The organism is Gordonia sp. ABKF26 (assembly GCF_041103195.1).
Classification (GTDB): domain Bacteria; phylum Actinomycetota; class Actinomycetes; order Mycobacteriales; family Mycobacteriaceae; genus Gordonia; species Gordonia terrae.
Window position 1 is genome coordinate 3,031,741 of the sequence record NZ_JBGCVZ010000003.1, and the last position, 15,124, is coordinate 3,046,864.

A 15,124-nucleotide genomic window follows, 5' to 3' on the forward strand; every position below is an offset into this window, starting at 1 on the left:
GGAGGAACAAATGGTGATCGTCGCCGGCTGTCTTCGGGTCGACCCGGGCGGGCGCGCGGACTACCTCGCAGGATGCGAGGGCGTCGTCGCAGCGGCCCGCCGGGCACCGGGATGTCGAGACTTCGCGATCAGCGCGGACTCGACGGACCCGGGCCGCATCAACATCTTCGAGCGGTGGGACTCGCAGTCGGCTGTCGAGGCCTTCCGGGGTGCCGGGGTCGGCGACGACCAGGCGCGGGCCATCCTTTCGGCGACGGTGGCCGAGTACGACGTCGCGGACATGCGGGTCCTGGCGGGCGCGCCGGACTGACGTCCGGGCCCCATCGGCGACGGTCGTGGGCTGTGTGCGCTGCGCGGGCAGAGGCCATGACCGGGAGTATCGACATCGAGAGGAATTGCGGACGTCCTGGATGAACGACCCCGACGCCGGTGTCGCGGCGGCGGGTGGTACCTCACCGTCCGCGCCGGTGTGGATCGCCGAGATCGTTCGACGCCGAGAGGGCTGACCCGCGCACTCGTCACCGGAAGTTGTTCTCATACTCCGCGTAGGGGACCTGGCCGGTGGGACTCGCCTCGATCGCCTCGGCCACGACAGGTGGAATCGGCGTCCAATAGGCCGGCATCGCGGCGGCCAGGGACGGTTTCACGACGTAGAGCAGGGCGAAGTTGACGATCCACAGCGGTGGCGCCATCGACATACCGACCGTCGTCGTCACCGAGTCCTTGGTGTTGCGAACCAGTTGCGCTGCCGCCGAGGTCTGTTGCGCGACGAACCCGAACGGCACCTCGACGGTGTACGCCGAGCGATAGAGTGCGACCAGGGTGTCGGTGGCGCCGTTGGCGCGCAACCAGGTGCCGACGTAACCGCCGGGCGCGAGGAGTGAATTGACCTGTCGGGTCGGGGCGCTCGCGTTTGCCGGACTCTGCAGCAGACCTTGTCGGGTCACATAGAGGCCGTAACTGCCGAGAACCGACCCACCGAACATCGGACGACCCGCGGAGTTGGTGAGAATCTGCAGGCACGCATCGATGATCTGGGCCGCATCGCGCCTGCCTCCGATTCCACCGCCGGTCGTCAGTTCACGAAATTGCTCCGCCGACAGCGCATCTCGAGAGGACAAGCCGATGCCGGCGGCGATGCGCTCGGTTCGTTCCGCGCCCAGTGGCTCGTTGATCAGCTCCGCGACTGTCGACTTCGGCGGTGCCAGGCCGGCGAAGGCGGGGGCGCCGGCGAAGGGGATCGCGAAACCGGTTGTGCTCGTGCCCGGTCGGGCATCGGCGCGGGGAAGCAGTGGCGAGATGAGCCCGACGACGGCGATCAGGGCCACCACCGTGTACGGCGGCCACGGCCGGGGTATGAGTCGTCGCCACCGTGGTTCGGGTCGGTTCCCTGCCATACGCATGCCCCTGCCGATCGAGTGACGAACACGCACTCCTCAGTGAAGACCCTGGTCAACGGGGTGTCAAGGGATCTGGGCGGGGTGGCCTGGTGTGCGGTCACCCGGCTCTGCCTTCGGAACCGGACATCCCCGGATGTGATTGTCTGGCAGTCGTGTCCCGGCGCTCGACCGCGCCGGCGATGTCCTTGATCAGGTCTCGAATCATGCTGCCGTACGGTCCTTCTGGTAGTTCGGCCGCGGCGCGGAGTGCCTCGTCGAGATGTCGGCCCGCCGCCTCGAATGACCCCAGCCGTCGATGATCGTCGGCGAGATTGAGATGTAGTGAGGGAAGGAAACCCGCCACGGAGAGATCGGCGTGGTGAGACCGCACCCGCTCATCGGTCAGTGCAAGGGCGGCGTCGAGCGCACGTACATCCCACGCGAGCGAGTCCGCCGGGTCGCTGCACAGGTCAGCGAGATGATGCGCGAGAGTGCATCGATGGAGCGCGTCACCGTCGACGCCGATCGACTCCCACAGGGCGAGGAGTCTGTCCCGGGCCCCGGTGGTGTCGCCTCCCTGTCCGAGGGCCACCGCCTCGGTCAGTTCGTGCATCGTGGAGTCTTCGTCGGGTTCGGTCATGTCACCGGGCCTCCGTCTTGGTGATCGATCGATGCGGTCGGGTGCCGGACCGGCATGACGATCGTCGTGAGGTCGCCGCCGTCGGCGGAACGAATCGTCATAGGCAGGTCGGCGGCCCGCACGTCGAGCAACAGCTCGGCGCCGATGGACACACCGACCGCGGGGAAGAGGGTCGAGACCTCGAACCACATCTCGACCGGCGGCCCGTGGATGTCGGCGGGCAGGGTGGTGACCCCCACCGACGCTGCGTCGCTCAACACCAGTGCTGTCGACGTGAAGTCCAGGTGTACTCGCTCGTCGACGCAGCCCTCCAAATACGGCAGCACACCGGATGGGGCGACGCTCGCACGCGTGGTCACCGGCGGCAGTACATCGACCATGGCGTGGTGAGAGGGGAAGGGATCGTCGAGCAGACGGCACCACAGATCGTCCCGACCGGTGAGCCGGAACCGTACCGCGCGGGTCCCGGCCTCGATTCCGACGACGCCACCTCGGGCCAGGTCGGACAGACCATCGCGGAGGTCCCCGGCACACAGCGTTCCCGACCACCGGGTGACACTCGGTTCGCCGGTCGGCAGATCATCCGGCTTCGACCTACCTGAAGGTCAAGTGCCGACTGATGTCCGAACCCCGCTGCTGTCCGAACTCCGGTGTCGGGTCAGATGAGACCCAGGGCGAGCATCGCGTCGGCAACCTGGGTGAAGGCCGCGATGTTGGCTCCGGCCGCATAATTGCCGGGCGCCCCGTACTCGTCCGCCGTGTGGAGGCAGTGATCGTGGATCGACGTCATGATCTCCGACAGCCGCTCCTCGGTGTGGCTGAACGTCCACGAATCTCGGGAGGCGTTCTGCTGCATCTCGAGTGCGCTCGTGGCCACCCCGCCCGCATTCGCGGCCTTGCCCGGCGCGAAGCTGACGCCCGCCTCGGAGAAGATGCGCACCGCCTCGGGGGTGCTGGGCATGTTCGCGCCCTCGGCCACGATGCGGCAACCGTTCTTCGCCAGTTCGGCGGCGTCGACCCCGTTCAGCTCGTTCTGTGTCGCGCAGGGGATGGCGATGTCGGTGGGCACGTTCCACAACGAGCCGGATGCGATGTGGCGGGCAGTATCGGGGCGGGCGTCGGCATAGTCCGAGATACGTCCGCGCCGAACGTTTTTGATGTCCTTGAGCAGATCCAGGTCGATCCCGGCCTCGTCGACGACGTAACCCCCGGAGTCCGAGCAGGCGATCACACGGCCACCGAGCTGCTGCACCTTCTCGATGGCGTAGATCGCGACATTGCCCGAGCCGGAGACGACCACGGTCTTGCCGTCGAGATCGTCACCGGCTGCGGCGAGCATGTCGCGGACGAAGAACACGACGCCGTACCCGGTCGCCTCGGTACGCACCTGCGACCCACCCCACGCCAGCCCTTTACCGGTGAGGACGCCGGATTCGTAGCGGTTGGTGATGCGCTTGTATTGACCGAACAGATAACCGATTTCGCGGCCGCCCACGCCGGTGTCGCCGGCGGGTACGTCGGTGTACTCGCCGATGTGGCGGTAGAGCTCGGTCATGAAGGACTGGCAGAAGCGCATCACCTCGCCGTCGGAGCGTCCCTTGGGATCGAAGTCGGCGCCACCCTTGCCGCCGCCGATCGGGAGTCCGGTCAGGGCGTTCTTGAAGATCTGTTCGAATCCGAGGAACTTGACCACGCCCAGGTAGACGCTCGGGTGGAAGCGCAACCCGCCCTTGTACGGGCCGAGAGCGGAGTTGAACTCCACCCGGAACCCGCGGTTGATCTGTACCTGACCCTGGTCGTCGACCCACGGCACCCGGAAGATGATCTGGCGCTCGGGCTCGGTCAGTCTCTTGATGATCCCGGCGTCCGCGTAGTGGGGGTGTTTCGCCAAGACCGGACCCAGACTGTCGAAGACCTCCCGGACGGCCTGATGGAATTCGGCCTCCCCGGGGTTTCGCGCAACAACCTGCGCGTACAGATCGCTGATCTTCTCGTCGAGCACGGCCACGATGGCGACCACTTCCTTCTCCGATACGTGTGGGACGGCGACGTACCCGGATGGGCACGTCGCCACCCGCACCCTATCGAGTGACAGGAATTCGACCGCAGACCGGTCCGACAGACGGTGACAACGGGTGTGTCTGCGGTGACCTGATCGGGGTGAGGTGGTCGGGGGCCGCTCGTTTCCGACACGCAGTCAGGTCGCACCGTGGTGCACCATCACGAAGTCGCGAGAACAGGTCGTCGCACCTCGAGCGACGGATGGCGGGTCACGATCTCACGCCTGGACCTCGGATCGGCACCGGTGGTGAGAGTCAGAATCCACGGCACGGACTCGGTGTCGTCGGACACCCACGGATCCACTTCGAGGTGGCTCAGGATGTCGCGTGACAGACTCTCGAGTCTCGCGACGGTCAACCGTCCGGACGAGTCCGCGAAACCGAAGCACACATCCCGCCCCTCCGGCACTCCGAACACGTCCACGTCGTTCTCACGGTGCCATTGGCGTCGCAGGAGCAACGAGTCCGACCCTTCGACGACAATTGAACACCTCGCGGGGTGGGGAAAGGCGTCCCGAGCGCGAATCGACGCTCGATCCACGAATTCCTTCACCCGACCGGGGGAACCGCACACGCGTATCCGACACTCCATCACAACCGCTTTCACGGCCACGCTTCCTTTCGCTGTTTCCGGCCATCTGCGACCGGTGCCATGGACTCTAGCCCAGAAAAAAATAAAAGCCAGTCCGGCGTTTGTCGCGAACCTGTCGGCTACGAAACATGATGTGCAACACCTAATTAGAGCGGATTAGATCGGAGGAATGTGGGTGGGCTGGACTTCTCTGGTTTCTGGGCTATGGTCACGGAGGTGAGCGGGACCGACCCGTTTGTAGAAGACAACCCATCGAGGAAAAGTGGCAGAAAAGAATTCGAGTTCGAAAAAGCGTCGACAAGAACTCAAGGAACGCCGGGAGCGAAAGCGGGCACGCGACGATGTCTCGTTGATTCGGAAGAGAAAAAGTGCGCGTTGACGATGACTCGTGTCAGCCCGCGCTGTTCAGCGCCCGGGCGATCGTGGGCCAGGCTCGATGCAGATCCTGATTCCAGTAACCCCACGAGTGGAGACCGGCACGGAAGTCGTAGGTGATGTCGACCCCGGCACGGTCCGCGCGACGCTTGAAGCTCTCGGTGCATCGGGCGACGATGCCTTCGAGGACGCCGCCGACGGGTGACGCCAGCCCGGCCAGTCCGAGTGCTGGGTCGGGCAGGCCGTTGCCGACCGCGACGTACACGGGCTTACCACGCAGCGCGGACACATGATCGGCGGGATTGTGGGCATCCCAGGTGTCGTGATCGAGCGGTCCCCACATGTTCTCCGGATTCCCACCTCTCGTGCTGACCGATGTGGCGGTCGCCTGCCGGAACTCCGGCGAACCCTGATCGAGACACCCGCTGAAGGCGACGACGCCCCGGTAGAGATCCGGATTGCGCACGGCGATGGACATCGCACCCAGCGCCCCCATCGACAGCCCGCCGATCACGTTCCGCCCGTTGCCTCGGAAGCGTCGGTCGACCAGTGGAGGGAGTTCCTCGGTCAGGAAGGTCTCCCACATGTTCCGGCCCAGGACGGGGTCGAGTCGGCGCCAGTCGGTGTAGTACGAACCCGTACCCCCGATGGGCAGGACCACGTTGACCTTCTTGTCGGCGACGAAGCGCGCGAGGTCGGTCTGGAACGTCCACCCACTCTGCGTGTAGTTGGTGTAGACCCCACCATCGATCCCGTCGAGCAGGTAAACGGTGGGCCGGGGCCCGGTCCGGTCGCGGGGGACGAGCACACTCACCCGAACAGGCCGCTTCATGGCCGCGGAGTACACGGTCATCGTCGTCCGCGTCGCGGTCTCCGGGGACACCGCGAGAATCCGCGCCGTGTCGGCGAGCCTCGGTGGAGTCGCCCCCGCCGGTTGCCCCGTCGACAGGCTCGCGACGACCGCGATCAGAAATGCACAACCGAGCCCTACGGCCCGCTGCCAGCGTGACACTCTTCGTTCCCCCTCGGGCACTGCCCGTCACGAGCCGGCGACCCACCCCCAGGTCGACGTCCGGCGTTCATCGTGTGTCGGTCGATCACTGGTCCGAACACGGACCGCGGACCCATTAGAACAGGTCGGCGGCGCTTGTGTGCCCGGAGCGCGCCGACGGCCGGGTTTTGGTCCATGCGATCCGGGTACCCGACCGATTCCGGGCTGTCGACAGTCGGGATTCTCAACGACAGAGGAAGGTAGGTGCTCTGTGAGCACATATGTCACCGCGAATCCGACCACCGGTGTCACCGACCGGGAGTTCTCCGGGCTCGAGGACGCCGAGGTGGCCACGGTTGCCGAACGATCCCTGGCCGCGTATCAGGACTGGCGTTCGACCGAAGCGTCCGAACGTGCCGCGGTGCTCGCGCGGGCTGCTGATCTGTACGAGAAGCGAGCCGGCGAGCTCGCGTCCGTGATCACGACCGAGATGGGAAAGCCCGCCAAGGAGGCGGCCGGGGAGGTGCAGCTCGCCGCCGACATCTATCGCTGGTACGCCGAGCACGGGCCCGATCTCCTCGAAACCGAGGCGCTCGATCCGCAGGGTGCGGAGTCGTCGATCGTGCAGGTCGCTCCGATCGGTCCGCTCGTCGGCGTCATGCCGTGGAACTACCCGTACTATCAGGTCGCGCGATTCGCCGCGCCGAACCTGTTGGCGGGCAACACCGTCATCCTCAAGCACGCGTCGATCTGCGCGGCCTCGTCGGCCCTGATGGCCGAGATCCTGCACGACGCGGGCGTGCCTGGAGACGCGTACATCAACGTGTACGCGAGCAGTGATCAGATCGCAGACCTGCTCGCGCACAATGCGATACGCGGTGTGTCGCTCACCGGAAGCGAGAAAGCCGGTGCAGCCGTGGCCACGGTGGCGGCGGCGAACCTGAAGAAGTCCGTGCTCGAGCTCGGGGGATCCGACCCGTTCATCCTCCTCGACTCCGCCGACATGGAACGCACGACGAAGATCGCGGCCCGGGCGCGATTGTCGAACGCCGGGCAGGCCTGCAACTCACCGAAGCGCTTCATCGTGCTCGATGACCTGTACGACGATTTCGTCGACGGGGTTGTGAAACAGTTCGAGTCGACCGCCGTCGGTGATCCGGCAGACGAGTCCACTCAGATGGGACCGCTGTCGTCGCTCTCGGCACGCGACACCGTCGCCGAGCAGGTCGACACGGCCGTGAAACAGGGTGCGACGTTGCGGACTGGTGGCAAGCCGGTGCAGCGCGACGGCGCGTTCTTCGAACCCACCGTTTTGACGGACATCACCCCGGAGATGGACGCATACTCCGAGGAGATCTTCGGTCCCGTCGCGATGATCTACAAGGTCGCCTCCGCGGAGGACGCCGTGGCGCTCGCCAACGACGTCGAGTTCGGCCTGAGCGGGTCGGTGTGGAGCGACGACATCGACAGGGCCGAGAAGGTCGCCGACCGGCTCGAGGTCGGGATGGCCTACGTCAACGAGCACGGCACCACGTTGCCGGGCCTCCCGTTCGGCGGGGTCAAGCGATCCGGTTACGGTCGTGAACTCGGGCGCTGGGGTATGGGCGAGTTCGTCAACACCAAGCTGCGTCGGACAGCCTCGGCATAGACCGAGCCACGCCGGCGATCATCGGTGGGGACGCCACCAAGCCGTGAGGGCGGGGCGACGCGACACGCGTCGGCCCGCCCTCACGTCTGTCTGCGGGGTCAGCCGCTGGTCTCGCGCGCCCGGGCCACCGCGACGTCCACTCCATGATGCCACGGCACCCCATGACCGGGAAGGAGGGACTTCGCCTCCGTCGCTGCCAGGGCGTCGAGCGACGTGCGGTTGCGATCGAGGTCGGCGGTCGCGGACCCGGCGATCATGCGGGGGCCGGTAGCCGCGGTGTAGGGATCGAGAGTCACCAGGGCATCGCCGGCGATCACCGCATCACGTAACGGGAAGTGGAGTGACACATGGCCGTACGTGTGGCCCGGGGTGGGTACCACCTGCGCGCCGCCGGGGAGCACCGCGGCGTCGCCGAAGCTCGTCACATCTATGTGATCGACGCCACGGACTGTGAACGCGCCCGCCACCGCCATCCGCCCGAGTAGGGACAGAGACCGCGGATGACGAAGGGGCACTCCGAATCTGGTGGCGTTCTGATGTGCATAACGATAGGGATGCGATGCCAGCCAGGCATCGTCGCGGTGAACGTGGACCGGTATCCGCCATTCGCGTGCCAGTCGGCGCGCCGTGCCCACGTGGTCGAAGTGGCCATGGGTGATGACCAGATCGGAGACGGCGTCGGTGTCCCGGCCGAGTTCACGGATGGCCCGGACGAGGGGTTGATACGACCGGGGGAGTCCGCAGTCGTCGAGGACCAGCCGATCTCGGTCCTCGACGATGTACTGATTCGTGTGCGCGTGTTCCAGCCAGTGAATGCCTGGTACGACGTCGCGATGGAAGGTCATGCTCGGGCGCATACCCGCTGGGGGCAGCCGCAAACCGTGGCACGACCGTGGAGGCTTGGACAAGACCGGGGGTTTCTGTAATCACCCCGGCCTCTGGCTCGACATGCGGGTTACAGCACCGCGTGAGCGTGATAGCGACACTATCAGTGTTGCCGCACAGAAAGCCAATCGCGGACATCGGTACCGGGTCAGTCGTCGGAGAAGGCCAACCAGCACAGTTCATTCCGGGCACGCTGGTCGTCGAGTACCAGCTCGCGCAGCCGGTTCGGGAGTTGTCCACGCTGCCAAGCGCATTCGAGCTTGCCCGCATCGGCCCCACGCTCCGCTCGCACCGCCTTGATCGCGTAGGCCGCGGCGCCCAGATCGTGCGATGCGACGTGGGCCGTCACCGCCGCCTGCCCGGCGGCGTATGCGGCGAAGCGCGGTGCACCACGCAGGTCGCGTGCGGCACCCATGGCATGTCCGCCGGCGGCCCGCGACGCCATCATCGCCAGCTCGCCCCGGGTCCACGCGCGGACGGCGGCAATGGCTTCGCGGGGTCGCGCGTCCTCGGGACGGGCCGACTCGAACAGGGGGAGGACGTGCTCGGCGCATGTCGCTGCCCAGAGCGCAAGGGAGTGATGATCGGCGTCGGTCAGCGTCCCGCCACGACGGATGGTGACCAGGCGAGGATCGAAGATCGTGGGCAGGATCATCCCGACCGCTCCGGTCGGCGCGGGACCGGGCGGGTGCGCCGGGCGACACGCACCTCGACGTCCTCGGGTGCGAGCAGGGCAGTGTGTTCGGGGACGACCCCGACCCGAACGGGGGCCTGCTCCGTGTCGGTCACGGTGAGTGGCGCACCGCCGGGTTGGAGATGGTCGTTACCCCACTGCATCAACGACATCACCACCGGAAAGAGGTCGCGGCCCTTGTCGGTGAGCTGATACTCGAACCGCTCCCGCTGACCGGCTTCGCGGTAGGGCACCTTGGTGAAGATCCCGGCCTCGGTGAGTTCTCGGAGGCGGCTCGACGCTACCGCGTCGGTGATCCCGACACGGCGACTGAACTGATCGAACCGGGTTGCGCCGTAGAAGGCCTCGCGCAAGATGAGGATCGCGGACCGGGTCCCCACCAGGTCGATCGCCTTGGCGATCGAGCAGCCGCTCGCCTCCCAGCTGTCGCGCTCGGCGAGCGGTCCCTTCAGGTGCATCATGACCCCACTCTACCCTGACTTGACAGAACCATAGTCAGAGCGTAGTCCTGACTATGGCAGACAAAAGTCAGCCGGTATCCGGGCCGGCGCCTGTTCCGGCCCGCGCACTGATGGAGGATCAGTCATGAGATCAGCGGTCATCGTCGACGCCGTTCGTACGCCCATCGGGAAGGGCAAGCCCACCGGCGCCTTGCACGACGTCCACCCTGTCGACCTCCTCGCGCACAGCCTGCGCGCGATCGTGGACCGCTCGGGTGTTGAGCCCGGACGCGTGGACGATGTGATCACCGGAGTCGTCAGCCAAGTGGGGGAGCAGAGCTTCAACCTCGCGCGGCGGGCGCTCCTCGCCGCGGGCTATCCCGAATCGGTGCCGGGGGTGTCTGTCGACCGCCAGTGCGGCAGTGGTCAACAGGCCATCGCTTTCGCCGCGCAGGGCATCATCGCGGGCACCTACGACGTCGCGGTCGCGGCGGGGGTCGAATCCATGTCCCGGATACCGATGGGCTCGGCCGCGGCCGGCACCGCCGATCTGAACGGGCGGGCGTTCGAGGAGCGTTACCCGGAGGGGCTCGTCGGGCAGGGCATCTCGGCCGAACTGATCGCAGCCCGATGGAACATCTCGCGCCGTGAGATCGACGAATTCTCGCTGCGATCACACGATCTGGCGGCCACCGCGACCAAGAACGGACTCTTCGACGACGAGCTCGCTGTTCTTGCGGGCCTGACGTCGGACGAGGGAATCCGTCTCGGAGGCAGTCTCGATGATCTGGCGCGGTTGAAGCCCGCCTATTTCGACGAGACGATCGCACGCCGATACCCCGAGATCGGCTGGGAGATCACCGCCGCGAGCGCGAGCCAGATCAGCGACGGATCCTCGGCGGTGCTGCTCATGAGTGACGAGAAGGCCGCCGAACTCGGTGTGCGCCCGCGCGCTCGGGTACACACCATCGCAGTCGCCGGCGACGATCCGCTGCTGATGCTCACCGGTATCATCCCGGCGACCCGAAAGGCGCTGTCGCGCAGTGGGCTGCGTATCGAGGACATCGACCTGTTCGAGGTGAACGAGGCCTTCGCGCCGGTGGTGCTGGCGTGGTCTCGGGAGTTCGGTGTGGACGTCGACAAGGTCAACGTCAACGGCGGTGCGATCGCGCTCGGTCATCCGCTGGGTGCCAGTGGTGCCCGCCTCGCGACCACCGGACTCAACGCCCTCGAACAACGCGGGGGTCGCTACCTCCTGCAGACCATGTGTGAGGCAGGCGGACTCGCGAACGCGACCATCTACGAACGACTCGGCTGACGCCAACGGCCCCGAGCGGAGCGGGGTGATCGACGGTCATCCATGAGGAAGTGCACGCCCGCCCGCTCGGAGCCGTTGCGCCGTCAGGCGATCGGGTCTCGTTCGGAGTCGAGTCTGCCGGGATTCCGCTCGGAGTCGCCGTCGAGGACCGCGACGATGCCGAGGTCGGCGAGCCGTTCCTGTTCGGTGACCGACAGGGTCTGGATGCTGCCGATCCGGCGTGCGACCTCCGGGCGCGCACGGCGCAAGTAGACGTACCACCCGACGGCGATCGCGAGAAAGGCGCCGAACACGAGGGGAAGCACGTTGAACGGCCACTCCGGTTGCGGATACACATTGTTGACGATGACGTAGCCCAGACCGAGTGCGGCGAGACCCGAGACCGTTGCGCTGACCGGCGTCAGAGCCTTGATCCGGTACAGCCAGATCGGGGTGGCGATCACCACGAGCAGGTAGCTGATGAGGAACCCCCAGTTGGCCACGTAGGCGCCGTATACGTCGAAGACCAGGCGACCTGCCGAGCTGAAGGTCGCGACCACCGAGAAGGTCAGGGCGGCCGCACCGACGACGAGGATGCCGACCCACGGAGTCCCATGGCGTGGGTGGACACGCGCGAGGGCACGGGGCAGTGCGCCCTCGTGGGCGAATGTGAACAGGGTGCGCGCCGCCGACGTGGTGACGGCGGTGACGAAGACGATGAATGCGATGGCGACCGCAGCGCTGACGAAGGTGTTGATCCAGGAGACGCCGGTCTCATCGGCGAGCTGGGGCAGGACCGCCTTGTCGGTGTCGATGCCATCGAAGTGCAGGACCTGCGGATAGGTTGCGAGCAGATACAGAACACCGATGATGAGCACCACCCGCAACAGTGCACGAGCGATCGTGCGATGGGCGTCGCGGGCTTCGGCGCCGAGCGACGCGACGCTCTCGAATCCTGCGTAGGAGCCGACGGCCGTCACCGCCGCGACGAATGTCGCGCTGTTTCCGAGGTTTGACAGGCTCCACTGCTCGCTGTCGATGCGGAAGCCGTACGCCACATAGGACGCGCCGATGATCACGGCGATCGCGATCAGCGCCAAGATCTCGAATGCGAGTTCGTATCTGGCTGCGAGAGTTGCCCCGCGCAGCGGCAGGTAGACCCCGACACCGACGACGATCAGCACGAGCAGCAGCTTGAACCATGTCGACTCGCTGCCCAACCCGATCTCGAACAGGAACGCGTCGACGTAGAGGACGCCGCCGAGCGCTCCGGTGGTGGCGAATCCGATGTAACCCAGCAGCAGGCTCGTACCGGCGACGAAAGCGAAACCCGGGCCGAGGCCGTTGCCGGTGTAGGTGCCCAGCGATCCGCTGGACACCGTCCGGCGCGCCTGGAAGCCGATGGTGAGGGCGATGAGCAGGACGATCACCAGGCCGATGACGGCTGCCCATGCCGCACCCTTGCCCGCCGCGGTGAAGAGCGCGAAGGGAACCACGGCGATCGCGACGCTCGGGGCGGCAGCGGCCAGGCCCTGGGCGAACACGCCCCATCCGCCCAGCTCGTTCTTCCGCAGGCCGGTGGTGTCGGCCGAGGTGAGCGTGCGCCCCCGGAACGACACCGTCGGCGGTGACGAGTCCGTCGCCGGTGCCGGTGCGAGAGCGCGGTCGGTGGTTTGTGGGGTCTCTGCCGATGCAGTCATGACTCCCTGTCCTTCTGCTTGGCCGATCTCGGGTGAGGTGCGTCGACGCGCAACGCCTCGGCGGAGATCGTTCATGTGATGAGCCGGTCGAGAAGGAGTATGCGCGCGCGCCGACACCGGGAGATGTGTTGCGCCCGAACAGATTCTATGTGTCCGATTCCGGCGCCGTCAGAGTGCGGAAGGCGGAGTCGGCGCGCCGGCGCGAAGATGCTCGCGCAGGGTGTGGGTCTCGTACTCGTGCCGATACAGTCCCCGCCGCCGGAGGATGGGCACGAGTTCGTCGACGATGACGTCGAGTCCGTCGACCAGTACGTCCGGCTGAAGGTTGAAACCGTCGATCGCCCCGGAGTGGAACCAGTGCTCGATGTGGTCGGCGAGCTGCTCCGGTGTCCCGACGAAGCCGGCGTGTCCGGACCCGGTGTAGCGGGTCTGCTTCAGGTACTCGCGCACCGTCGGATTGGTCCGCCGGATCTGGGCCACGATCGATTCGCGGAAGCCGAGACTCCCGGTGAACGTCTGCGAGTCGGCGGGTGCCGCCAGCACCTCCTCCGGAAACGGCTCGTCGAGTTCGAGTTTCGACGCGTCGTATCCGATGGCCTGCGACAGCCAGCCGATGGAGTACGCAGCGGGACCGCGGTCGTGCAGTTCGTCGCTCCGCCTCCGCGCCTCTTCCTCGGTGCTGCCCAGGGAGAGCAGTAGTCCGGGAAGGATCTTGACGTCATCCGGAGAACGTCCAGCCGAGCCTGCCAGACGTTTCACCAGGCGATAGTGTTCGATCGCCTTGTCGAGGGTGAGTTCGGCTGCGAAGACGCCTTCGGCGACCCGGCCGGCCAGCGCGCGGCCCTTCGCCGAACCGCCGGCCTGGAAGAGAACCGGGTGACCTTGGGGTGAGGCCGGCACCCGCAACCGGGCGTCCACCGAGAAGAACTCGCCGCGATGATGCACCTCGCGCCCGGATTCAACCGAATCCCAGAGTGCGCGAACGACATCGACGAACTCTGCGGCGCGCTCGTACCGATCGTCGCGGAGCGGGACGTCGGGCAGCCCGAAGTTGCGCGCGGGAGCCGTACCGCGGGTCGTGACGATGTTCCAGGCGCTTCGTCCACCGCTGGCGTAGTCGAAGGACAGCAGTCGCTCGGCGAACTCCAGCGGATCGTTGAAGGTCGTCGACGCGGTGGCCACGAGACCGACGTTCTCGGTGGAACCTGCCACGTATCCCCAGTTGACGGTGGGCTCGAGGTGCGCCGGATTCGCGTCGTACGCGGGGTCTCCGAGGGCCGGGACGTCGGCGAGGAACAGTGCGTCGAGGGTGCCCCGCTCGGCGGCGGCTCCGATCCGATGCCAGTATGCGGGATCGACAAACGATCGGGCATCGAGCTCTGCCGACTGCCAGGCCGCAGGCAGGTAACCGAGCACCAGCACGTTGATACCGAGGATGACGTGTCCGTCGCGCCGATCGGTCATTGACACTCCTGAGCATGGTGAAGGCGCATGCCGTTGCCGGGTGCGCGGGGGATGGTCGTCACAGCCACGGATATGGTTGAGGCACCGGGAAAGCCGAGCGAGCTCGTCGGCGCGGCGACACCGATGTCGCGAGAACCGAGCGGAGGGGCAGCGCGCGGTCGGTGTGAGTCGCGGCGTCGGTCAGCAGCGTTCGCGCGGCGTCGAGCACGTCGGCGAGTTCGGCGTCCGGACTCGCATCGAGGATGACGCGACGGGCACCGTGGGGCGGTGTCTCGCCGATGCCGAGCAGCGGTGTCCTCGGGTCGCCGAGCACGATGTCGACCGAATCGATCACGGCGGCTGTGGGAGTCGGTTCACCGCGTTCCACCCACCAGGCGAGCGGGGACGGGCCGAACGGTGGTTCGGGGATGGTCAGCGGACCCGCGATGGGATACACGCCCTCGATGTCGACGTGCTGAATCCGGTCGGAGCGCACGAAGATCCCCGTCTCGCGATCGCCGATCACCGAGTCGAGCGGCCAACTCTGTTCCAGGTCGCGCACTGCTCGCGCCACGGCGTCGGTGTGGCGCTGCGTGATCTCGGCATCATCGCGACGACGGACCCACGGGTCGATCTCGCCGAGGGAGTGCCTCGGCAGTCCGAACACCGCGCCGGTACGGCCGCCCGAGAGGTGGCCCAGGGACGCGATGCGACGCGCGAGGTTATAGGGATGGTCGCGCCGTGGGGGTGTCGCGATGAGCACGCGTGCGCTCGTCGTGCGTGCCATGAGGATGGCGGCTGCAGCGCTGCCGTCGAAGGCGACGTGGTCGGCCTCGACGCCACGGTCGTCGAGCTGATCGGTGCCGAGGATCGAGAATGCGAGTGGCAGTTCATCCCAGGCGGTGACGAGTCTCTCATCACCCAGAAGTTGCACGATGTGGTTGCCGGACAGCCCGAGTCCGACGGTGGGCGCGGCCATG

Annotated in this window: 15 protein-coding genes; 4 read left to right on the plus strand and 11 right to left on the minus strand. The window is 66.8% G+C overall.

Going from position 1 to position 15,124, the window contains the following annotated elements:
* Positions 1 to 10: 10 nt before the first annotated feature.
* Positions 11 to 310 carry a putative quinol monooxygenase gene (locus AB4Z55_RS13955; protein ID WP_101822672.1) on the plus strand — a complete coding sequence of 100 codons (300 nt, stop codon included), beginning with the start codon at positions 11 to 13 and terminating at the stop codon, positions 308 to 310.
* A 208-nt stretch (positions 311 to 518) separates the two neighbouring features.
* Here AB4Z55_RS13955 and AB4Z55_RS13960 read toward each other — a convergent pair whose 3' ends face one another.
* From AB4Z55_RS13960 to AB4Z55_RS13970, 3 genes are all read right to left on the minus strand, one after another.
* A complete protein-coding gene (locus AB4Z55_RS13960) occupies positions 519 to 1,397 on the minus strand; it encodes a hypothetical protein (protein ID WP_369519918.1) in 879 nt (292 codons plus the stop codon).
* Positions 1,398 to 1,497: 100 nt separating this feature from the next.
* The gene (locus AB4Z55_RS13965; RefSeq protein ID WP_369519919.1) at positions 1,498 to 2,019 is read right to left on the minus strand and encodes a hypothetical protein; all 522 of its coding nucleotides are present in this window, start codon (positions 2,017 to 2,019) and stop codon (positions 1,498 to 1,500) included.
* Entirely contained in the window at positions 2,016 to 2,378 is a 363-nt protein-coding gene (locus tag AB4Z55_RS13970; protein ID WP_369519920.1) for a hypothetical protein, read from the minus strand. Before AB4Z55_RS13970 ends, AB4Z55_RS13965 begins: the two co-directional genes overlap by 4 nt.
* Before the next feature lie 27 nt (positions 2,379 to 2,405).
* Here AB4Z55_RS13970 and AB4Z55_RS13975 point away from each other — a divergent pair, with 27 nt between their 5' ends.
* The gene (locus tag AB4Z55_RS13975) at positions 2,406 to 2,621 is read left to right on the plus strand and encodes a hypothetical protein (RefSeq protein ID WP_369519921.1); all 216 of its coding nucleotides are present in this window, start codon (positions 2,406 to 2,408) and stop codon (positions 2,619 to 2,621) included.
* Between the two features lie 56 nt (positions 2,622 to 2,677).
* Here the strand turns inward: AB4Z55_RS13975 and gdhA are convergent, their stop codons facing one another.
* Positions 2,678 to 4,039 carry an NADP-specific glutamate dehydrogenase gene (gene gdhA / locus AB4Z55_RS13980; protein WP_082932020.1) on the minus strand — a complete coding sequence of 454 codons (1,362 nt, stop codon included), beginning with the start codon at positions 4,037 to 4,039 and terminating at the stop codon, positions 2,678 to 2,680.
* 1,023 nt (positions 4,040 to 5,062) lie between these two features.
* Positions 5,063 to 6,058: an alpha/beta hydrolase family protein gene (locus AB4Z55_RS13985; RefSeq protein ID WP_248642722.1), complete on the minus strand. Its 996-nt coding sequence runs from the start codon at positions 6,056 to 6,058 to the stop codon at positions 5,063 to 5,065.
* Between the two features lie 250 nt (positions 6,059 to 6,308).
* Between AB4Z55_RS13985 and AB4Z55_RS13990 the strand changes: the two genes are divergently transcribed.
* Positions 6,309 to 7,685 (plus strand): NAD-dependent succinate-semialdehyde dehydrogenase, encoded by a 1,377-nt coding sequence (locus AB4Z55_RS13990; protein ID WP_369519922.1) that lies wholly within the window; start codon positions 6,309 to 6,311, stop codon positions 7,683 to 7,685.
* Positions 7,686 to 7,783: 98 nt separating this feature from the next.
* On the opposite strand, the gene AB4Z55_RS13995 is transcribed toward AB4Z55_RS13990, so the two are convergent.
* The 3 genes from AB4Z55_RS13995 to AB4Z55_RS14005 all read right to left on the minus strand — a co-directional run bounded on the left by AB4Z55_RS13995 (position 7,784) and on the right by AB4Z55_RS14005 (position 9,725).
* Positions 7,784 to 8,530 (minus strand): MBL fold metallo-hydrolase, encoded by a 747-nt coding sequence (locus AB4Z55_RS13995; protein ID WP_369519923.1) that lies wholly within the window; start codon positions 8,528 to 8,530, stop codon positions 7,784 to 7,786.
* A 188-nt stretch (positions 8,531 to 8,718) separates the two neighbouring features.
* On the minus strand, positions 8,719 to 9,225 hold the full coding sequence (locus AB4Z55_RS14000; protein WP_248642717.1) for a putative immunity protein: 507 nt from the start codon (positions 9,223 to 9,225) through the stop codon (positions 8,719 to 8,721).
* Positions 9,222 to 9,725, minus strand: coding sequence for a helix-turn-helix domain-containing protein (locus AB4Z55_RS14005; RefSeq protein ID WP_248642715.1), 504 nt, complete (start codon positions 9,723 to 9,725; stop codon positions 9,222 to 9,224). Before AB4Z55_RS14005 ends, AB4Z55_RS14000 begins: the two co-directional genes overlap by 4 nt.
* Positions 9,726 to 9,849: 124 nt before the next feature.
* Between AB4Z55_RS14005 and AB4Z55_RS14010 the strand changes: the two genes are divergently transcribed.
* A complete protein-coding gene (locus tag AB4Z55_RS14010; RefSeq protein WP_369519924.1) occupies positions 9,850 to 11,022 on the plus strand; it encodes an acetyl-CoA C-acyltransferase in 1,173 nt (390 codons plus the stop codon).
* 83 nt (positions 11,023 to 11,105) lie between these two features.
* On the opposite strand, the gene AB4Z55_RS14015 is transcribed toward AB4Z55_RS14010, so the two are convergent.
* The 3 genes from AB4Z55_RS14015 to AB4Z55_RS14025 form a co-directional block, all read right to left on the minus strand.
* Positions 11,106 to 12,701, minus strand: coding sequence for an APC family permease (locus AB4Z55_RS14015; protein ID WP_369519925.1), 1,596 nt, complete (start codon positions 12,699 to 12,701; stop codon positions 11,106 to 11,108).
* Positions 12,702 to 12,869: 168 nt separating this feature from the next.
* Positions 12,870 to 14,165, minus strand: coding sequence for an NtaA/DmoA family FMN-dependent monooxygenase (locus tag AB4Z55_RS14020; RefSeq protein WP_248642711.1), 1,296 nt, complete (start codon positions 14,163 to 14,165; stop codon positions 12,870 to 12,872).
* Between the two features lie 58 nt (positions 14,166 to 14,223).
* Positions 14,224 to 15,123, minus strand: coding sequence for a N5,N10-methylene tetrahydromethanopterin reductase (locus AB4Z55_RS14025; protein WP_248642709.1), 900 nt, complete (start codon positions 15,121 to 15,123; stop codon positions 14,224 to 14,226).
* Between the last annotated feature and the right edge of the window lies 1 nt (position 15,124).

What these genes read in the sequence shown, in the direction of transcription:
- AB4Z55_RS14025 (WP_248642709.1), bottom strand. Translation starts at nt 15,123, where the DNA reads ATGGCCGCGCCCACCGTCGGACTCGGGCTGTCCGGCAACCACATCGTG.
- AB4Z55_RS14010 (WP_369519924.1), top strand. Translation starts at nt 9,850, where the DNA reads ATGAGATCAGCGGTCATCGTCGACGCCGTTCGTACGCCCATCGGGAAG.
- AB4Z55_RS14020 (WP_248642711.1), bottom strand. Translation starts at nt 14,165, where the DNA reads ATGACCGATCGGCGCGACGGACACGTCATCCTCGGTATCAACGTGCTG.
- AB4Z55_RS13955 (WP_101822672.1), top strand. Translation starts at nt 11, where the DNA reads ATGGTGATCGTCGCCGGCTGTCTTCGGGTCGACCCGGGCGGGCGCGCG.
- AB4Z55_RS14005 (WP_248642715.1), bottom strand. Translation starts at nt 9,725, where the DNA reads ATGATGCACCTGAAGGGACCGCTCGCCGAGCGCGACAGCTGGGAGGCG.
- AB4Z55_RS14015 (WP_369519925.1), bottom strand. Translation starts at nt 12,701, where the DNA reads ATGACTGCATCGGCAGAGACCCCACAAACCACCGACCGCGCTCTCGCA.
- AB4Z55_RS13995 (WP_369519923.1), bottom strand. Translation starts at nt 8,530, where the DNA reads ATGACCTTCCATCGCGACGTCGTACCAGGCATTCACTGGCTGGAACAC.
- AB4Z55_RS13960 (WP_369519918.1), bottom strand. Translation starts at nt 1,397, where the DNA reads ATGGCAGGGAACCGACCCGAACCACGGTGGCGACGACTCATACCCCGG.
- AB4Z55_RS14000 (WP_248642717.1), bottom strand. Translation starts at nt 9,225, where the DNA reads ATGATCCTGCCCACGATCTTCGATCCTCGCCTGGTCACCATCCGTCGT.
- AB4Z55_RS13965 (WP_369519919.1), bottom strand. Translation starts at nt 2,019, where the DNA reads ATGACCGAACCCGACGAAGACTCCACGATGCACGAACTGACCGAGGCG.